The following is a 229-nucleotide window of genomic DNA, read 5'->3' as shown; positions in this document are numbered from 1 at the left end:
AGGCAACGAACTGCGAGTCGATCGCTGCGGCTGAGAAGCCCCGGAGGTTGATTCCGGCCTCGGCAAGGTCCTCGGTCAGTGCCGCGGCAATGCCTGGCTGATTGCGGCCCGTGACACGAACGCAGTGCTGTTTTTGCGAAACGTTGAAGCCCGCCACCGCCGCGGCCTGCATTTCGTGATCGCCTTGCAGTGGGGTGATGAAGACAACGCCTTCGCCGAGTCTGTCGGG

1 protein-coding gene is annotated in these 229 nt (G+C 63.3%); it reads right to left on the bottom strand.

What is annotated here, in order from left to right:
* Positions 1–229, bottom strand: a 229-nt coding sequence (locus RVY79_RS21955) for a hypothetical protein (protein ID WP_317466744.1), incomplete at both ends; no start/stop codon positions are given.

It is taken from the genome of Chromohalobacter sp. HP20-39, assembly GCF_033052815.1.
Classification (GTDB): Bacteria; Pseudomonadota; Gammaproteobacteria; order Pseudomonadales; family Halomonadaceae; genus Chromohalobacter.
Note: the sequence above shows the minus strand (reverse complement) of the source record. Positions and strands in the feature narration are given on the sequence as shown.